Here is a 15,235-nt window from a genome sequence, read left to right as displayed (position 1 = left end):
AGTGGAGGCAAGCAGATGAGCGGCCCGTACGGACCGAACGACGCCCCTGGTCCCGGGGAGGGACGCAACGATCCCACCCAGGTGTGGGGCGGACAGCAGGCACCCGGTGCAGCCGGGCCGACCCAGCAGTGGGGTGCCGCCCCGGCGGCGCAGCCGACCCAGCAGTGGGGGGATCCGAACGCGCAGCAGCCGCCGCAGCAGCCGTGGGGTCAGCCGAACCCGCAGAGCCAGCCCAGTCAGCCGCAGTGGGGTCAGCCGAACCCGCAGAGCCAGCCGAGCCAGCCGCAGTGGGGCCAGCCCGGTCAGCCGAGTCAGCCGTCGTGGGCGCAGCAGCCGACGCAACAGGAATGGTCGCCGCAGCAGGGGCAGCAGCCGTGGCAGCAGAGTCAGCCGCAGTGGCAGCAGCCGCAGCAGACCCCGCAGCCGAGCGGTGGCGGCAAGAGCAAGGGCCTGTTCATCGGCCTAGGTCTGCTCGGGGTCGCCGTGATCGGCGCGATCGTGGTGCTGGTGGTCGTGCTGACCAGCAAGGACGAATTGGATCAGGCGGCCGTCCAGGACGGCGTCAAGAAGGTGCTTTCGGATTCCTACGGGATCCAGGACGTCGCCGACGTATCCTGCCCGTCCGGCCAGCAGGTCAAGGTCGACGCGACCTTCACCTGTGACCTCAAGGTCAGCGGCGAGCAGAAGAAGGTCACCGTCAAGATCACCAAGGAGGACGGGACCTACGAGGTCGGTCGCCCGAACTAGGGTTCCGGGTTTCGGGTACCGGGTGGCCCGCGTTGCGACGTGGGCGCCCGGCGATTTCAGGGCCTTCTGGGCACATGGGAACCCGCTTGGCGCAAGCCTGCGCGAGGAAGTGTCCGCGGAGTCGTGTGGGATCAGGCTGAGTGTGCTGTGGTCAATGCCGTGATCAGGCGGGTGATGGGGCTTTCGGCGTTGTAGGCGGTGGCCAGTTCGCGCAGGCGGTCCGGGTCGGCGGGGGTGGTGGGGAGAGTGTCGGGGCGGGAGAGTTCTACGTCGGCGTCGCGGACCACACGGGTGACCGGGGCGGCGGCCTTCAGGTATGCCTCGGCGGCTCGGATTTTGGCGCGCACGCCTTGGGCAAGGTCGGAAGTCGGATCCGCGACAGCGGCGGTGAGCGCGTCGAGCGAACCGAATCGGGAAATCAGCGTCGCTGCGGACTTCTCACCGATACCGGCCACGCCCGGCAGGCCGTCGGAGGAGTCACCGCGCAGGGTCGCCATATCCGCGTAGGCCGGGCCCGCATTATCCAGGGGCACACCGTATTTCGCGGATACCTCGGCCGGGCCGAACAGTTCGGCCTTGGCCAGACCGCGTCCGGCGTAGAGCACCCGGACCTGCGGTGTCGGTTCGTCGCGGACGAGTTGGAGCAGGTCGCGGTCACCGCTGACGACCACCACCGGATCGGTGCGCTCGCGGGTGGCCAGGGTGCCCAGTACGTCGTCGGCCTCCAGTCCGGCCGCGCCGCCGGTGGCGATACCGGCCGCGGCGAGGACGTCGAGGATCATCTCGACCTGCGGGGTCAGCGTGTCCGGTACATCCTCGGCACCTGGTGCGGCATCGGTCGACGTATCGAGGCGGTGGGTCTTGTAGGTCGGCACCAGCGCAACTCGGAAGGCAGGTCGCCAGTCCAGATCCAGGCACACGACCAACCTGCTCGGCTTGTGCTTGGTGATCAGCGAGGCCACCATGTCGGTGAAGCCGCGCAGCGCGTTCACCGACCGGCCGTCGGGCGCGGTGATCTTCTCCGGAATCGCGTGGAACGCGCGGAACCACAGGCTCGCACCATCGAGCAGCAGCAGGGGCCCACCGGACATCGCAGAGTTCACGCCGCTGAGGCTACCTGTCCGTTACGACAAGCTGGGGCGATCGCCGTTCGCGTTCGGGTTGATCGTGGTGGCGGGTAACGTCGGCGGTATGAGCTCGCACACGGAGTCCCGATTCGCGGCGGATGTCTATGGTGACCGACTCGAGCGGGCGGTGCAGTTGATGCGCGCCGCTCATCTGGATGCCCTACTGATCACGCCGGGGCCGGATCTGCGTTATCTGATCGGGTCGGCGGCGGAATCATTCGAGCGGCTGACCTGTCTGGTGATCCCGGCCGACGGCGCAACCGCGTCGGTGGTGATTCCGAAGCTCGAGTTGGCCTCGCTGGAGGGTTCGGCTGCGGGCGATCTCGGTCTGCAGGTGCTGGATTGGGTCGACGGCGTCGATCCGTACCAGTTGGTGAAGTCGTCGCTGCATGTCGGTTCCCGGGTCGCGGTCACCGATGTCATGCCCGCGCTGCATCTGCTGCCGCTGGCCGAATCCGTCAGCGGGCTACCGGTTTCGGCCACCCCGGTGCTGCGGGAGTTGCGCATGATCAAGGACCAGGCCGAGATCGAGGCACTGCGGCGCGCGGGCGCGGCCATCGACCGGGTGCACGCGCGGATGGGCGAATTCCTGCGCGTCGGGCGCACCGAGGCCGAGGTCGGCGCCGATATCACGGCCGCGATCGTCGAGGAGGGGCACACCGAGGCGGCGTTCGTCATCGTGGGCAGCGGACCGCACGGCGCTGACCCGCACCACAGCGTCTCCGACCGGCGCATCGAATCCGGCGATGTGGTCGTGATCGATATCGGCGGCCCCGTCGAACCCGGCTACTACTCCGACTCGACCCGCACCTACGTGCTCGGCGAGCCCAAGGCCACCGTGGCCTGGCAATTCGCCGAACTGGAACGCGCCCAAGCCGCCGCGGTCGCCGCTGTGCGCCCCGGCGTCACCGCCGAATCGGTCGACGCCGCCGCCCGAAACCTATTGACCGACGCCGGTTTCGGGCCTGCCTTCGTGCACCGCACCGGCCACGGCATCGGCCTCTCGGTCCACGAGGAGCCCTACATCATCGAAGGCAACACCCTGCCCCTGCAACCCGGCATGGCCTTCAGCGTCGAACCCGGCATCTACTTCCGCGGCGACTGGGGTGCGCGCATCGAGGACATCGTCGTCGTCACCGAAGACGGTTGTGAATCGATGAACCAGCGGCCGCATGGGTTGACGGTGCTCTGAGCGGTTGCCCTGCTGGTCCGGCGAATGTGACCGGGCGCAGCGTGTGGTTGAGCGGCCGCGAGCCGATGAACCAGCACCCATGGTCGGCCGTGCTTCGAGCCGGTCCAGGGGCCGGGGACTGTGTCGGGAGCTGCGGGGTCGTTCGAACTGGCGCGGGTGACCGGACCGGGCGGGATGCCGTTGGTGTGACGGCGTCGGATCAGGCTGGCGTGTGCGCCAGGGTGCTGCTGGAGAGTACGCGCTGGACTTGGATGGCGATGACTACGCGGGTGGGGTTTTCGCGGGGGACCCGGTAGCGGCCCGCGTATCGGTCGACCGCTTCGGCGACATTGTCGGAATCGTCGAGCACGGTGGCCGGGCCTTCCAGGGTGAGCCAGCGGATCCCGTCCACCTGGCTGACCGCCGCATAACCGGAGCGCCGCACATTGCGCACCTTCACCGAACCGTCATTGGTGATCACCCGCGCGATCCCGGCCTCGGGATCCCAGGTGAACCCCACCGCCACCACATGCGGCGTCCCATCGGCGCGCAGCGTGGTCAAGGTCGCGAGGTGCCGCTCGGCAACGAACTCGAGCGCGGCAGGAGACAACTGTGCGGTGCTGGTCGGCATCCCCCGACAGTAACGGTGCCTCAGGCCCACGTCCGCCGCGACCTATGCCCGTCAGGCGGACAGGAGTGGAGCCGAGGACGACATGGGTCGACAGTGTGTGGCGACAGAGCGACAGGCGGGAGATTTCGAGGGAGTGGGGGGTGAAAGACTGGGCGGATGGGAACGCGTGGGATTGCCGACGGTGCGGTGGTGGTGCTAGGGGGGCGCAGTGAGATCGGGCTCGAGGTGGCTCGGCGGCTGGCGCCGGGGCGGGTGGTGGTGCTCGCGGCTCGGCGCAGTGCGGAGTTGGTCGAGGAAAGTGCGGCGGTTGCGGCTGCCGGGGCGACCGCGGTGCATACCGTCGAGTTCGATGCCGACGATACGGCGAGTCATCCCGCGCTGTTGGAGAAGGTCGCGGCCGAGTACGGCGGGATCGGTGTTGCGGTGGTGGCGTTCGGGGTGCTCGGCGAACAGGCGCGCGCCGAAGGCGATCCGGCGCACGCGATCGCGGTGGTGCACACCGATTACCTCGCGCAGGTCAGCGTGCTCACCATCCTCGCGAATCTGCTTCGCGCGCAGGGTGACGGTCAGATCGTCGTATTCAGCTCGATCGCGGGCGCGCGGGTGCGACGCGCCAACTACGTTTACGGCTCGGCGAAGGCCGGGCTCGACGGTTTCGCCAGCGGCCTCGCGGATGCGTTGTACGGCAGCGGTGTTCACCTCCTGCTGCTCCGCTGCGGTTTCGTCATCGGCCGAATGACCGAGGGCATGGACGCCGCCCCGTTCTCGAGCACCCCCGACCAAGTGGCCGCCGCAGTGGTGCGCGGGCTGCACCGTCGCGCGAACCGGGTCTGGGTCCCCGGCATCCTGCGCCCGATAATCTTCGCGATCCGCTTACTGCCCCAACCCATCTGGCGGCGGATGCCCCGATGAACGGCCACCGGACCTTCTTGCGTGGTCACTCGGTGCCGGACGCTCTGGCGCAAAGTGCGCGGCCGGTCGGCGCCGGCGACTCGAGACGCGGTTCACGGCAGGAGCCGCGCTGATGGGGGGCTGGGTTGGGCCGCCGATCGCGGTGATCGGGATCGGTGCGGACGGGTGGTCCGGGCTCGGATCGGCTGCGCGGGAAGCGATCTCGGGGTCCGAGGTGGTGTTCGGGTCGGCACGGCAGCTGGAACTGCTTCCGGCGACCGTTACCGCGCAAGAGCAGCAGTGGCCTTCGCCTTTGGTGCCCGCGCTGCCCGGGTTGTTCGATGGCTATTCGGGGCGGCGGCTGTGTGTGCTGGCGAGTGGGGATCCGATGTTCTATGGCATCGGGGTGACTTTGGCGCGGCTGTTCGGGGCGGCGAAGCTGCGGGTGTTTCCGCAGGCGTCGTCGGCGTCGCTGGCCTGTGCGCGGCTTGGCTGGGCGTTGGCGGAGGTGCCGGTGGTGAGCGCGGTGGGGCGGCAGGTGGAGACGGTGTTGCCCGAGTTGGCGGATCGGCGGCGGGTCCTGGTGTTGAGTGCCGACGAGCACACGCCGGGCCGGATCGCGGAACTGTTGCGGGGCAATGGTTTCGGGGAATCGATGCTGACCGTGCTCGAACAGCTGGGTGGTCCGCGTGAACGGATCGTGACCGATCGGGCGGCGAAATGGGAACTCCCGTCGGGGGATCCGCTCAATATCGTCGCGATCGAATGCGTCGCCGATCCGAAACAGCCGCGGGCGACGCGGGTGTCCGGACTGCCGGACGGACTGTTCGGCGGCGACGGTCAGCTCACCAAGTCCGAGGTCAGAGCACTGACACTGTCGGCGCTGGCACCCGCGCCCGGGGAACTGCTCTGGGATGTCGGCGGGGGTTCGGGCAGTATCGCGATCGAATGGTGCCGCACCCATCCGAGCTGCCGGGCGGTGACCTTCGAGCGGCTCGAACACAGGCGGCGGCAGATCGCCGACAACGCCGCCGCCCTGGGTGTCCCGCACGTCGGTGTGCGCGCGGAGGTGCTCACCGAGGTAGGAAAATCTTCTGAATCCGCACCTCCAGACGCCATTTTCGTCGGCGGCGGCCTCACCCAAGATGGCGTACTCGAGACATGCTGGTCTCATCTACGCCAGGGCGGTCGTTTGGTGGCGAATGCGGTGACCGCGGAATCCGAAGCGCTGCTGCTGAACTGGGCCGCCGAACACGGCGGTGAACTGCGGAAGTTTCAGATTTACCGGGCCGAAGCCCTTGGCAAGTTTACGACCTGGCGACCACAACTGCCCGTCACCCAGTGGACCGTCGTCAAAGGCGGCTCGCTCTGAAAACCTCACTTTGTGGGTGAAACGGACGCGATCCAACGGTAGGGTCGGTGCCCGAGATTCGGACGTTATCGCCGGATCCGCGTCCTATTGGGGAGATTTATGAAGTACAAGAAGTTTGCCGCTACCGCGATGATGGCCGTCGCCGCCACCGGGATTGCGGCGGGTACCTCCGGCGCCGCTCCGGCGGCACCCGCTCCTGCCGTGCAGAACCAGGCCGCGCCCGCTGTGCAGGGCGAGGACCACGGTGTGAACTACGCGGTGCAGTTGGTCGACAAGTCGATCGTCGCGGCCGTCACCGGCGGCGCGTTCGGCCTCGATGCCGACCAGAAGTACGTCACGGTGAAGAACGCCGAGGGCGCGGTCGTCACCTCGATCCCGCTGCAGGCGAAGGTCGGTGACCAGCTGATCCCGATCGCGGCCACCATCGACCCCTCGGCCCAGAAGCTGACGCTGACTCCCGACGTCAAGCCGACCGCAGCCGCGGCCGCGGCCAGCGCCGAGGCGATCTCCTCGCAGGAGTGGTTCTTCAGCGAACTGCAGCGCGCCTCGCTCGGTGCGGTCATCGGCGGCATTATCGGTTTCTTCTTCTTCGGCATCGGTCTGCCGGTGGGCGCGCTCATCGGCCTGCTCATCGCGGGTGGCCCGAACCTGATCAACGCGGGCATCGCGTACTTCAGCGGGCAGCCCTGAAAACCCTGATTCTGGGCGGCACCCGGGAAGCCAGGGAACTCGCCCACATCGCTTCCGGCGAGCGAGGATTCGACATCGTCTCCTCGCTCGCCGGTCGTGTTCGTGACCCGCTGCTGCCCGAGGGTGCGGTGCGGATCGGTGGCTTCGGCGGGGCCGAGGGTCTGCGGAAGTGGTTGGCGGAGAACGAGATCGCGGCAATCGTCGATGCCACGCATCCGTTCGCGGGCACGATCAGCGCGAATGCGGCCAGGGCCGCAACCGATCTCGGCCTGCCGCTGCTGCATGTGCGACGGCCTGGGTGGTCCGAGCGGTCCGGCGATCGATGGATCCGGGTGCCCGACCTCGATGCGGCCGCGCAGGCGGTGTCCGGCGCGGGGGACCGCGTTTTTCTGACAATCGGCCGCCAAGGCGTCGCCGCCTTCGCCGGACTCACCGACCAGTGGTTCCTGATCCGCGCCATCGACCCGCCCACCGGGGCCCTGCCGCCGCGGCACGAATTGCTACTCGCGCGTGGGCCTTTCACCCCCGCGGATGAACTGCGGCTGCTCGAGCGGCACCGTATCGACGTGCTGGTCACCAAGGACAGCGGCGGCGACCAGACCGCCGCCAAACTCGACGCCGCCCGCGCGGCGGACCTTCTCGTGATCGTTATCGACCGGCCCGAGCTGCCGCCGGGTGCGGTGGTCGGAGAAACCGTCGAAGAGGCGTGGAAGTGGTTGCGGGATATCGCATCTGGTAGTTAGTCGACTTTCTTTGGCTGTGCCTGCCCGTTGGTCAGCGGCCGAGAAGTTCCGGCAGCCGATCGAACCAGGCCAGCACGGAGCGCTCGTAGCCGATGCCGAATTCGAGGGTCGCGCGCCGGTAGGGGGGCAGGTCGGTGGGGTCGTCGGTGAGATAGCGGGCGAGGCGCTGCTGGTGAATCTCCTTGTTGGCGGCGATGATTCGATCGAGATGATCGGGATCGACGTGCTTACCGAAGGACAGGGTCAGTAGCAGCGGTACTCGGATGGTCTCCGCGCCCGGATCGCGGGCGACCCATTCGAGGAAGGCTTGGCGCCCAGCATCGGTGATCTGATATGGGGTGCGCTCGCGTGCCCCGGTTTCACCCTTTTCCACGAGTCCGGCCGCGTCCATGGCGGCCAGCTCGCGGTAGACCTGGCTCTGGGTGATGGTCCAAAAGTCGCCGATCCGGTCCTGGGCCTGGGTCACCAGATCCCAGCCGGACATCGGACCGTCGTGCAGAAATCCGAGCAGCGACGCCGCCGTGGAGTTCAGCGATTTGCGTTGTGTCGAGGTGTTCGCCAACGGACTGCTCCCTTCGCTCTCTCAACGTTCCATAGTGGAATGTTATACGACTCTCACGTTATACCCCTACCGGGCTCCCTGCGATGTGTCGCTAAGATGCAACTTGTGTCTAAGACGTATTCATCTGCCGAACTGGCCTACCGCGAGGTCAAGGAACGCATCCTGAGCGGGGGCTTGCCGGGTGGTGAGTTGATCAGCGAGGGCGAGATCGCCACCGACCTCGGCATGTCCCGGACCCCGGTGCGGGAGGCGTTCCTGCGACTCGAGGCGGAGGGGTGGATGAAGCTCTATCCCAAGCGCGGCGCGCTGGTAGTGCCGATTCCGCCCGCCGAGGCCGAACACGTCGTGCATGCCCGCTATGTCGTGGAGACCGGGGCGGTGCGCGCGGTGGTGGCGGCCGATCGGTCGGCACTGATCGCCGAACTGCGTGCGTCGGTGGATCGGCAGCGCGAGTTGGCGGCCGCCGCGGACTTCGAACGATTCGCGGTGGAGGACACCGACTTTCACCGGTCCTACGTGGTGGCCGCGGGAAATCCATTGCTGAGCGGGTTCTACGACTCACTGCGCGAACGGCAGCGTCGCATGAACAGCGCTGCGCTGCATCGTGGTTCGACCGATACCGGCCGCATCATCGAACAGCATACGGGGCTCGCCGATCTGATCGAAAGCGGCGACGTGGCCGGATTCGCCACCGCGCTCGTCGACCATATGTCGGGCGTGCACCAGCTGGAAGTGAGAGGTCTGTAGTGGCAACGCTCACCGCCGTCGCGACCCGGTCGAGGCAACAGGGAACCGGCTCGCGGCATTGGTGGGGCGTCGCGGCGGCGATGTTCGCGATCGCCTGGGGCGGAAATGAATTCACGCCGCTGCTGGTGATGTACAAGGCCAACGGCCTGCCCGCCACCACGGTGGACCTGCTGCTGTTCGACCATGTGCTCGGCATCGTGCCCGCGCTGCTGATCGGCGGACCGCTCTCGGACCGGTACGGCCGCCGCACGCTGCTGCGGCCGGCGCCGCTGATCGGCGGGGCCGGTTCGCTGCTGCTGGCCTTCGGATCCGATTCGGTGCCGCTGCTATCGGCGGGGCGGGTGCTGTGCGGGGTGGCGCTCGGGTTGGCGATGGCGGTGGGAAGTAGCTGGCTCAAAGAGCTTTCGCAGCCGCCGTTCGGGCCGGAGCTGCCCGCGGGTACCGGGGCGCGCCGCTCGGCGATGAGTCTTACGGGCGGGTTCGCTGTCGGCGCTGGCGTCGCCGGTGTGCTCGCACAGTGGGCGCCGCTGCCGAATACGCTCGCCTATCTGATCAACGCCGTGTTATGTCTGATCGCGGCGGTGTGGGTGGCTCGGGCACCGGAAACATTGTCGTCGCAGTGGAATTCGGGGCGGTTGATCGATGATCTGAAGGTTCCGGCCGCCGCACATCGCAGGTTCCGGTGCGTGGCCCTTCCGGTCGCAATGTTGCTGTTCAGTTCCGCCGCAACGGCGTACGCCGTCATGCCCACGTTGATGGCGCCGAGGGTGCACGACGTGCCTATCGCCTTCTCGGCGCTGATCACGGTGGTCACCCTGGGCTGTGGGTTCGCCATCCAATCGGTCGCGCGACGGATCGATCGACCGGGCACTGCCCGTGCCGCGGTGGTCGCGGTGGCGCTGGTCGTATGTGGAATGGGTTTGGCCGCGGTGGCTTCCGGCACGTTGGCCATGGTGCTCACCGTCGCCACTGCCGTCGTGCTCGGTGGCGGATACGGTATCGGGCTGGTGGCCGGATTGCAGGAGATCGAACGCATCGCACGTCCCGACGACCTCGCCGGACTGACCGCGGTGTTCTACTCCGTCAGCTACCTCGGCTTCGGAGTTCCCGCGTTGTTGGCGTTTCTACATCAGACCTTCGGGGTCGGGTACCCGATGATGTTCACGGTCGCCGCGCTGGGTGCAGCGGGATGTTCGGTGCTCGTGGCACGGAATTATCGCGCCTGACTGATCTCTCGGTCGCAGTGTGGTCGCGTTGCAAAACACAGTAGATGCCGATCAGTTCTCGATCGGCATCTACTGCACGCGGGTCAGGCGCTCTTCGGCCGGTAGTGCAATTCGGTGACCCCGCACTCGAACGCAGTGGCGGACACGAGGTCGAACCGCTTGGTGCCACTGCCGAATACCGGCAGGCCCGCGCCGATCGCGGCCGGGTTGACGAACAGGTGCAGGTCGTCGATCAGATCCTCGGCGATCAGGTTCGAGACGAGGGTGCCGCCGCCGTAGACGATGATGTCCGCACCCGGCTCGGCCTTGAGCCGGTTGATGTTCTCGGCCAGGTTGCCGCCGGCGACGACGGTGTTCTCCCATGGCGATTCGGTGAGGCTATTGGAGATCACGACCTTGGGTGTGTTGTTCATCTTGTCGATGGCCGCCTGGGGCTCGCTCTCGGGCTTGGCGGCCCAGTGCGGGATGAATCCCTCGGCCAGCTTGCGGCCCAGCACGATGGTGTCGACGTCGGCGGTGAGGGCGGTGACGTGGGCGGCGAGGTCGTCGGACCACTGGAACGTCATCCAGTCCATTTCGCCGTTCGCACCGGACATGTAGCCGTCGATGGTGGTCTGGACCTGGAGCTTGAGCTTGCGCATGGGAGGTGTTGCCTTTCCGGGTTATCGCGGGTCCGTCCGGCCCGCTGCGTTGTGTGCCTTCAGCGTGGCGGAACCCGTTTTCGGAATGTTTACGGTTTCTCTCCGGGACCCGCAATCGGGAACGGAATCAGCGTTGGTAGCGGCGCGAGGTGTAGACCCGGGTGCCCTGTTCGGACTCGATCACGGCGGTCGTGGACGCGCCGATGATCAGCAATGTGCGCATATCGACCTCGGCCGGATCCAACTCGGCGAGGGTGACGACGCGGACGGATTCGGTGGGTCCGCCGACATCGCGACCGAGCACCACCGGGGTATCGGGCTTGCGATATTCGAGCAGCACATCACGCATAGCGGCGACCTGCCAGGTGCGCTGGCTGGACGCCGGGTTGTAGACAGCAATCGCCATATCCGCCGCGGCGACCGCCGAAAGACGTTGTGCCACAACCTCCCACGGCTTGAGCCGATCCGAGAGCGAGATCATCGCATAGTCGTGGCCGAGCGGCGCGCCGACCCGGCTGGCGACGGCATTGGCCGCAGTGAGCCCGGGCAGTACCCGCACCGGTACCCCGTCCCACTGCGCATCGGCCGATTCCTCGAGCACCGCCGCCGCCATCGCGAACACTCCGGGATCACCCGAGGACACGACGACGACCTTGGCCCCCTGCTTCGCGAGATCCAAGGCCATGGCCGCCCGTTCGGACTCCACCCGGTTATCACTGGCATGTCTGCGCTGCCCGGGACGCGACGGCACTCGATCGATGTAGGTCGTATAGCCGACCAGATCGGTCGCTTCGGCAAGTGCGCGTTCGACTTCGGGAGTCGTCCAGCCGGGGGAGCCCGGCCCCAGCCCCACGACCACGACTTCGCCGACTCCGGTGGCATCCGTGCCGCCGAAATGCGATGCGGCCGAATCGGTGTCCGAAGCTCGGGACCCGTCGGACGGAACTGCGCGAGCCGTGCGCGAGCCGTTGCCCGCGGCCGCTAGCGGAACTGCTGCCGCATCTGTGCGGCTGGGAGCCTGCTGTTCGGCACCGAGTTCGGTAGCGGATGCAACGGTCTGTGGTCGACCCTGCGCCGAATTCGCAAGGCGCAGTGGGGTTGTCGGCTGGGGGCCGGGAACCAGGGTGATGGCGAAATACGGCACGTCCGCGTCGTCGACGTCGTCGGCGGCGAGTACCCGCTCGCGGGTGCTGCTCGCCCGTTCGACGTAGTAGGCGTCGGCGAGGCGGCCCGAGTCCGAGAGGGCCTGGCGCACAGCGGGATAGGTGCGGCCGAGCTTCATGATGGCGGCCGCGTCGGTGTCGCGCAGGCGGCGGGTGAGTTCGTCGGTGGGCATGGTGCCGGGCAGGACGGTCAGCACCTGCTCGCCCTCCACCAGCGGCGTGCCGAGGGCGGCCGAGGCCGCGCTCACCGAGGTGATGCCGGGGATTATCTCGGCCTCGAACCGGTCGGCCAGCCGGCGGTGCATATGCATATAGGAGCTGTAGAAGAGCGGATCGCCCGCGGCGAGCAGCGCGACCGAGCGGCCCGCCGCCAGATGTGTGGCGAGGCGTTCGGCGGCCTGCTCATAGAACTCGTCAATGGCACCCTGATAGCCGCCGGGATGGTCGGTGGTCTCGGTTGTCACCGGGTAGACCAGGTGCTCCTCGAGCTGGCCTTCGCGCATATACGGCGCGGCGATCCCACGGGAGATGCTGCGGCCGTGACGCGCGCTGTGGAAGGCGATGACATCGGCCTCGGCGATCACTCGCGCCGCCTTCACCGTCACCAACTCCGGATCGCCCGGGCCCAGCCCGACGCCCCACAACTTGCCGTTGCTCATTCCTGTTCGCTCGCAATCGCGTTCAGCGCCGACGCGGTGATGGCGCTGCCGCCGCGCCGCCCGCGCACGGTCAGATATTCGACCCCGCCGAATTCCATCAGCGCGTCCTTGGATTCGGCGGCGCCGATGAAGCCGACCGGAATGCCCAGGATCGCGGCGGGTCGCGGCGCGCCCGCATCGATCATGTCGAGCAGATGGAACAGTGCGGTCGGCGCGTTCCCGATGGCGACCACCGCGCCGTCGAGGCGGTCGCGCCAAAGCTCCAGTGCCGCGGCCGACCGCGTATTGCCCATTGCCGCAGCCAGTTCCGGCACCCGCGGATCGGCGAGGGTGCAGATCACGTCGTTATCGGCGGGCAGCCGCTTGCGCGTCACACCGGACGCGACCATTGTCGCGTCGCACAGAATAGGTGCCCCGGCCCGCAACGCGGCCCGCGCCGCCGCCACCACACCCGTCGAAAACCCGATATCCCCGGCCAGATCCACCTGCCCGCAGCCATGGATCATCCGCACCACCACCTGCGCCACATCCGGCGGGAATCCACTCAGGTCCGCCTCCGCGCGGATCGTCGCGAACGAGCGCCGATAGATCTCGGCCCCGTCGGTGAGGTAGCTGGCACGAACGTCGGACATGCGCACCACACTAGGAGGTGTGCATAGTGCCCGGTCGGCGCGGGTGGCGGCGCGGCGCTGCGCGGATGCGCAGGTGCTGGTAAACGCCGAGTGGCCGACGGGATGCTCGTTCAGGTTCGGGGACGTTCCAGAATCCGCGACATGACAATGGAACTGCGAGTTCGGCCGACGCGAGTGTTCTCGCGGATCCGCTCGACGGTGGACTCGATCTCGGCCATATCGGTCGCCATCACATGCACGAGGGCGTCGGCCTCGCCCGCGATGGTCCAGACGCCGACGACCTGGGGGATCGGTTCGAGGCTGCGCCGGAGTTCGGCCGGGGTGATGTTGTCGCGGTAGTAGACCTCGACGTATGCCTCGGTGGTCCAGCCGAGCGCGGCCGGATTGACCAGCGCGGTGAAGCCGGTGATCTGGCGGCTCGCGACCATCTTGTCGACGCGGCGCTTCACCGCGGGAGCAGACAGTCCGACCTTCGCGCCGATCTCCTGGAACGAGGCGCGCGCCGACTTGAGCAGATGGGCGAGAATTCGCCGATCAATGTCATCCACGCCACACTTCCTCTCCGCTGCCGCAATGATTCGCCGAATTCGGTTCATCAAGCGCAATAAATCGTTGTTTCTGACGCAATAGTAGGCGAATTACCTTCGTGTCAGCGGAACGATCCGCCCTATCTCCGGGAGACACGTTGAGCTCTGTAGCCACCCTCCGCATCGAGCCCGCCGGGCGGGAGCCATCACCGCGACAGTTCGTGATGTGCCGTCCGGATCATTTCGAGGTCTTCTACTCGATCAATCCGTGGATGAATCCGCAGGAACCAGTCGATCGCGCGCTGGCGCTGTCGCAATGGGAGGTGCTGCGTGCGACCTTCGAGCAGTACGGTCACCGGATCGAGGTGGTGCCCGGTGAGCCGGGGCTACCCGATATGGTCTTCGCCGCCAATAGTGGTCTGATCGTGGGGGATCGGGCGATGTCGGCACGGTTCACCCATCCCGAGCGGGCCGCCGAGGGTCCCGCGTTCCACCGCTGGTTCGCGCAGCGGGGTATGGCGGAGTTGGTCGGCGCGCAGGAGATCAACGAGGGCGAAGGCGATTTCCTGCTGGTCGGCGACCGGATGCTGGCCGCGACCGGCTTCCGGAGTTCGATCGCCGCGCACCGCGAAGTCGAGCGCTATTTCGATCTGCCGGTGGTGTCCTTGGAACTGGTCGATCCGCGCTTCTACCACCTGGATACCGCGCTGATGGTGCTCGACGACAGCAATGTCGCCTACTTCCCGCCCGCGTTCAGCCGCGCGAGTCAGGCGATCCTTGCCGAGCTCTACCCCGATGCCATCCTCGCCACGGACGACGATGCCGTGGTGCTCGGGCTCAACGGCGTTTCCGATGGGCTGAATGTCTTCATCAGCAGCCGCGCGGAGAATCTGGCGTCGCAATTGCGTGGGCAGGGGTACAACCCGGTGGGTGTCGATCTGTCGGAGTTGCTCAAGGCCGGTGGCGGGGTGAAGTGCTGCACCTTGGAGATTCACGAGGATCCGAGGAGTGCGCCGACGGCAGTGGCTTCCTGAGGGTTTGCCGTCCCTCCTTCGCCGAGTTGGTCTGTGCGGCAGGCGGATTCGGCGACCAGGTGGGTACTGTCAGAATGGGAGCTTGGTGCGCCAGGCGCTGACGCCCGGCTCGGCCAATGGGTGGGCGTCAGCGACGAATTTGAACAGTAGAAACGCGCCGCTGAGCTGCAAGAGGGCGACGGGGATCTCGCCGACGCAGGCGATGGCGACGGCGAACCAGATATCGCGAGGGTTCGCGGTCGTGATGTCGAACCAGGCATCCACGAGCAACAGCAGACCGGTGCCGAATGCGGGCAGCACCAGCAGTTGCCTGCGCTGCCAGCCTAGATAGGCGGTCGTCGCCATCATGATGACGAGCACGATGTCGAACCCGACCCAGGTGAGCGTCCAGTTGCGGGCCTGATAATTGGGCGGCAGCGACACCGCCAGGTACACGATCCACGGGATCAATGCGATCGACCCGCCCACCATCAAGGTCAACCGCACCCGCCGATGTATTCGCACGAGCTCCGGCCGGGGCAATACCCGCTCCGGCGGCAACTGCAACCGCCGAATCAACGCCCGCCGCTCGTCCGCGGACATCGCGCCGATCTCCTCATCACTGAGCCGCCCAATCGTCATCGGAGCACCCTCTCCCGTGAGTCAGCCGCTGAGCTCACCGTGCCACGGGCC

The 15,235-nt window shown here is 67.4% G+C and carries 17 protein-coding genes; 9 read left to right on the top strand and 8 right to left on the bottom strand.

What is annotated here, in order from left to right; translation table 11 throughout:
- Positions 1–15: 15 nt before the first annotated feature.
- Positions 16–747, top strand: a complete 732-nt coding sequence (locus ACHQ4I_RS22320; RefSeq protein ID WP_420773738.1) for a DUF4333 domain-containing protein — start codon at positions 16–18, stop codon at positions 745–747.
- A 131-nt stretch (positions 748–878) separates the two neighbouring features.
- Here ACHQ4I_RS22320 and ACHQ4I_RS22315 read toward each other — a convergent pair whose 3' ends face one another.
- Positions 879–1,838 (bottom strand): 5'-3' exonuclease, encoded by a 960-nt coding sequence (locus ACHQ4I_RS22315; RefSeq protein WP_420774175.1) that lies wholly within the window; start codon positions 1,836–1,838, stop codon positions 879–881.
- A gap of 100 nt (positions 1,839–1,938) precedes the next feature.
- Between ACHQ4I_RS22315 and ACHQ4I_RS22310 the strand changes: the two genes are divergently transcribed.
- A complete protein-coding gene (locus ACHQ4I_RS22310; RefSeq protein ID WP_420773737.1) occupies positions 1,939–3,066 on the top strand; it encodes a M24 family metallopeptidase in 1,128 nt (375 codons plus the stop codon).
- Between the two features lie 199 nt (positions 3,067–3,265).
- Here ACHQ4I_RS22310 and ACHQ4I_RS22305 read toward each other — a convergent pair whose 3' ends face one another.
- The gene (locus ACHQ4I_RS22305; protein WP_420773736.1) at positions 3,266–3,676 is read right to left on the bottom strand and encodes a PPOX class F420-dependent oxidoreductase; all 411 of its coding nucleotides are present in this window, start codon (positions 3,674–3,676) and stop codon (positions 3,266–3,268) included.
- 156 nt (positions 3,677–3,832) lie between these two features.
- Here ACHQ4I_RS22305 and ACHQ4I_RS22300 point away from each other — a divergent pair, with 156 nt between their 5' ends.
- The 4 genes from ACHQ4I_RS22300 to ACHQ4I_RS22285 all read left to right on the top strand — a co-directional run bounded on the left by ACHQ4I_RS22300 (position 3,833) and on the right by ACHQ4I_RS22285 (position 7,372).
- Positions 3,833–4,588 carry a decaprenylphospho-beta-D-erythro-pentofuranosid-2-ulose 2-reductase gene (locus tag ACHQ4I_RS22300; protein WP_420773735.1) on the top strand — a complete coding sequence of 252 codons (756 nt, stop codon included), beginning with the start codon at positions 3,833–3,835 and terminating at the stop codon, positions 4,586–4,588.
- 112 nt (positions 4,589–4,700) lie between these two features.
- Positions 4,701–5,939: a precorrin-6y C5,15-methyltransferase (decarboxylating) subunit CbiE gene (gene cbiE / locus ACHQ4I_RS22295; protein WP_420773734.1), complete on the top strand. Its 1,239-nt coding sequence runs from the start codon at positions 4,701–4,703 to the stop codon at positions 5,937–5,939.
- Between the two features lie 99 nt (positions 5,940–6,038).
- Positions 6,039–6,629 carry a DUF8020 domain-containing protein gene (locus ACHQ4I_RS22290; RefSeq protein WP_420773733.1) on the top strand — a complete coding sequence of 197 codons (591 nt, stop codon included), beginning with the start codon at positions 6,039–6,041 and terminating at the stop codon, positions 6,627–6,629.
- A complete protein-coding gene (locus tag ACHQ4I_RS22285; protein ID WP_420774174.1) occupies positions 6,626–7,372 on the top strand; it encodes a cobalt-precorrin-6A reductase in 747 nt (248 codons plus the stop codon). The genes ACHQ4I_RS22290 and ACHQ4I_RS22285 overlap by 4 nt, the downstream gene beginning before the upstream one ends.
- A gap of 31 nt (positions 7,373–7,403) precedes the next feature.
- On the opposite strand, the gene ACHQ4I_RS22280 is transcribed toward ACHQ4I_RS22285, so the two are convergent.
- A complete protein-coding gene (locus ACHQ4I_RS22280; protein ID WP_420773732.1) occupies positions 7,404–7,934 on the bottom strand; it encodes a PadR family transcriptional regulator in 531 nt (176 codons plus the stop codon).
- Positions 7,935–8,030: 96 nt separating this feature from the next.
- Here ACHQ4I_RS22280 and ACHQ4I_RS22275 point away from each other — a divergent pair, with 96 nt between their 5' ends.
- The gene (locus ACHQ4I_RS22275) at positions 8,031–8,681 is read left to right on the top strand and encodes a GntR family transcriptional regulator (protein ID WP_420773731.1); all 651 of its coding nucleotides are present in this window, start codon (positions 8,031–8,033) and stop codon (positions 8,679–8,681) included.
- Positions 8,681–9,907, top strand: a complete 1,227-nt coding sequence (locus tag ACHQ4I_RS22270) for an MFS transporter (protein WP_476445401.1) — start codon at positions 8,681–8,683, stop codon at positions 9,905–9,907. The genes ACHQ4I_RS22275 and ACHQ4I_RS22270 overlap by 1 nt, the downstream gene beginning before the upstream one ends.
- 83 nt (positions 9,908–9,990) lie before the next feature.
- Here ACHQ4I_RS22270 and ACHQ4I_RS22265 read toward each other — a convergent pair whose 3' ends face one another.
- The 4 genes from ACHQ4I_RS22265 to ACHQ4I_RS22250 form a co-directional block, all read right to left on the bottom strand.
- Complete coding sequence (locus tag ACHQ4I_RS22265) at positions 9,991–10,548, bottom strand: dihydrofolate reductase family protein (RefSeq protein ID WP_420773730.1); 558 nt, start codon at positions 10,546–10,548, stop codon at positions 9,991–9,993.
- A 127-nt stretch (positions 10,549–10,675) separates the two neighbouring features.
- Complete coding sequence (gene cobJ / locus ACHQ4I_RS22260; RefSeq protein WP_420773729.1) at positions 10,676–12,370, bottom strand: precorrin-3B C(17)-methyltransferase; 1,695 nt, start codon at positions 12,368–12,370, stop codon at positions 10,676–10,678.
- Complete coding sequence (locus ACHQ4I_RS22255) at positions 12,367–13,002, bottom strand: precorrin-8X methylmutase (RefSeq protein WP_420773728.1); 636 nt, start codon at positions 13,000–13,002, stop codon at positions 12,367–12,369. Before ACHQ4I_RS22255 ends, cobJ begins: the two co-directional genes overlap by 4 nt.
- 110 nt (positions 13,003–13,112) lie before the next feature.
- On the bottom strand, positions 13,113–13,550 hold the full coding sequence (locus ACHQ4I_RS22250) for an Lrp/AsnC family transcriptional regulator (RefSeq protein WP_420773727.1): 438 nt from the start codon (positions 13,548–13,550) through the stop codon (positions 13,113–13,115).
- A 137-nt stretch (positions 13,551–13,687) separates the two neighbouring features.
- Here ACHQ4I_RS22250 and ddaH point away from each other — a divergent pair, with 137 nt between their 5' ends.
- Positions 13,688–14,563 carry a dimethylargininase gene (gene ddaH / locus ACHQ4I_RS22245; protein ID WP_420773726.1) on the top strand — a complete coding sequence of 292 codons (876 nt, stop codon included), beginning with the start codon at positions 13,688–13,690 and terminating at the stop codon, positions 14,561–14,563.
- A 69-nt stretch (positions 14,564–14,632) separates the two neighbouring features.
- Here ddaH and ACHQ4I_RS22240 read toward each other — a convergent pair whose 3' ends face one another.
- A complete protein-coding gene (locus ACHQ4I_RS22240) occupies positions 14,633–15,184 on the bottom strand; it encodes a hypothetical protein (RefSeq protein WP_420773725.1) in 552 nt (183 codons plus the stop codon).
- Positions 15,185–15,235 lie beyond the last annotated feature (51 nt).

The sequence above is a fragment of the Nocardia nepalensis genome (genome assembly GCF_048910785.1).
Taxonomy (GTDB): domain Bacteria; phylum Actinomycetota; class Actinomycetes; order Mycobacteriales; family Mycobacteriaceae; genus Nocardia; species Nocardia nepalensis.
The sequence above is the reverse complement of the archived record's forward strand: the minus strand, read 5'-3'. Positions and strand labels throughout refer to the sequence as shown.

Coding starts and splice junctions, on each gene's coding strand:
- ACHQ4I_RS22320 (WP_420773738.1), top strand. CDS start 16: ATGAGCGGCCCGTACGGACCGAACGACGCCCCTGGTCCCGGGGAGGGA.
- ACHQ4I_RS22255 (WP_420773728.1), bottom strand. CDS start 13,002: ATGTCCGACGTTCGTGCCAGCTACCTCACCGACGGGGCCGAGATCTAT.
- ACHQ4I_RS22310 (WP_420773737.1), top strand. CDS start 1,939: ATGAGCTCGCACACGGAGTCCCGATTCGCGGCGGATGTCTATGGTGAC.
- ACHQ4I_RS22240 (WP_420773725.1), bottom strand. CDS start 15,184: ATGACGATTGGGCGGCTCAGTGATGAGGAGATCGGCGCGATGTCCGCG.
- ACHQ4I_RS22265 (WP_420773730.1), bottom strand. CDS start 10,548: ATGCGCAAGCTCAAGCTCCAGGTCCAGACCACCATCGACGGCTACATG.
- ACHQ4I_RS22300 (WP_420773735.1), top strand. CDS start 3,833: ATGGGAACGCGTGGGATTGCCGACGGTGCGGTGGTGGTGCTAGGGGGG.
- ACHQ4I_RS22305 (WP_420773736.1), bottom strand. CDS start 3,676: ATGCCGACCAGCACCGCACAGTTGTCTCCTGCCGCGCTCGAGTTCGTT.
- ACHQ4I_RS22275 (WP_420773731.1), top strand. CDS start 8,031: ATGCAACTTGTGTCTAAGACGTATTCATCTGCCGAACTGGCCTACCGC.
- ACHQ4I_RS22315 (WP_420774175.1), bottom strand. CDS start 1,838: ATGTCCGGTGGGCCCCTGCTGCTGCTCGATGGTGCGAGCCTGTGGTTC.
- cobJ (WP_420773729.1), bottom strand. CDS start 12,370: ATGAGCAACGGCAAGTTGTGGGGCGTCGGGCTGGGCCCGGGCGATCCG.
- cbiE (WP_420773734.1), top strand. CDS start 4,701: ATGGGGGGCTGGGTTGGGCCGCCGATCGCGGTGATCGGGATCGGTGCG.
- ACHQ4I_RS22290 (WP_420773733.1), top strand. CDS start 6,039: ATGAAGTACAAGAAGTTTGCCGCTACCGCGATGATGGCCGTCGCCGCC.